Raw genomic sequence first — 1,490 nt, 5'->3', positions numbered from 1 at the left:
CACCTCCACCGGCTCCAGCGTCAGCCGGGTCGACCCCGGGCTCCGTACGCAGGTCACCTGGCGCGGGTCCAGCCACCCGAGTTTCCACTTGTGCCAGGCGAACAGATCCGGCGAGAGCGCGAACTGGCTGCCCATCAGGTCCCAGTCCCCGACGTAGGTGTCCCAGTCGCCCTTGCCGTCCACCGGCCGGTGGTACAGGTCGGGCAGGTCGAAGACGTGCCCGGTCTCGTGGGCGAGCACCAGCCGGTCCGGCGGATGCCGTTCGAACACCGTCACCACCCGCCGGATCTCCTTGCCGTCGGCCTGCAGCGGGATGTCCAGGTTGACGACCTTCGTCGCGTCCGAGTCGACGCCGGGCGCGTCCGGGTCGGCGACGAAGTAGACGACGTCGTAGCGCGAGAAGTCGACCTCGGGGTCGGCCGCGGCGAACGCGTCGCCCAGGTAGGCGGCGCGTTTTTGGGGGTTCCAGTCCCGGCTCATGGCGTACGCCGTGGACGGCCTCGGCATCCGGATCCAGTGCCGCAGCGGGTGCGGACGCAGGGTGAATCTGCCGTGGGACGCCTGCTCGTAGAACCGGCTGGTGGCCGGGAAGTGGTCGGCGGCGAGTTCGGCCGGGGTGGAGAGCGGCGCCGAGTCGGGGAAGGACAGGAACACCAGGGCGGCGTCGAGCGGCCGGGTGGGCTGCGGATAGGAGGTGTTCCAGGTGTCCAGGCCCTCCGAGTGGTGCGCGTCCGTGCGCCGCAGGGCGCAGGGTGAGGCGGCGAACGGTTCGGCGACGGACGGCCCGGTCAGGATCGAGGTGGCCGCGACCGCCGACAGGGTGGTGAACACGGCCGCGGTGCTGCGCAGCCGGGGGCGCGCCCCGCGCACCCCCGCCTTGCCGAGCGCCCTGAGGGCGTCATGGCCGAGCGCCTTCCGGGGGAGCTGACGCGGCACGGGGACCTCCGGGCGGTTCACGGGACACCGAGCCAAGCTTGTGTCAGTTTGTAGGGGTATGCCCTGTTCAACTGCATCGGAAGGGTGAGGGGCCTGAGTTCACGGCTGGACGGTCCGGCAGGGGGCCCGGGGAAGCGACGTCCTCGGACCGCTCACGGAACGTCACAAGTGATCGGCCTGCTGAAGAACCCGTCCAGGTGTGGACAGAAATGATCTGCCAGTGGGGCCGGTCGTTCCGTGAGGCCGGCAAGTGGCTGGAAGGGGTCCGCCGACGGCATCTATGATCGGCACACTTTCCCTGCACTTTCCTGCGCGGACACGGGCCGCGGGGCCGTTCGCCCCCCGGCCGGCCAGCCGACGAGACCGATACGAAGACCGAGTGCACTGCGGGAGCGAGCGGTGAGCGGAACGTCCGAAGGGCCGACGCCCGCGACAGACCTCAGCCGGCCGAGCGTCACACAGAGTGATGCGACGGTGCGTCCGGGTACCGAGCCGGCCGCGGCCGCCGCGGCCCGGCAGGCCGGTGCCGCCGCCCCACCCGCGCCGCCGGTCAC

General features: G+C 71.5%; 1 protein-coding gene. It reads right to left on the bottom strand.

The genetic code is table 11. The annotated features are described in order from the left end of the window. The coding region (locus tag C1I97_RS37095; RefSeq protein ID WP_111007264.1) for a M6 family metalloprotease domain-containing protein at positions 1 to 936 on the bottom strand (936 nt) is incomplete at its 3' end. Positions 937 to 1,490 lie beyond the last annotated feature (554 nt).

The sequence above is a fragment of the Streptomyces sp. NTH33 genome, from assembly GCF_003236365.1.
Lineage (GTDB): Bacteria > Actinomycetota > Actinomycetes > Streptomycetales > Streptomycetaceae > Streptomyces.
This window is presented reverse-complemented; position numbering and strand designations above follow the sequence as displayed.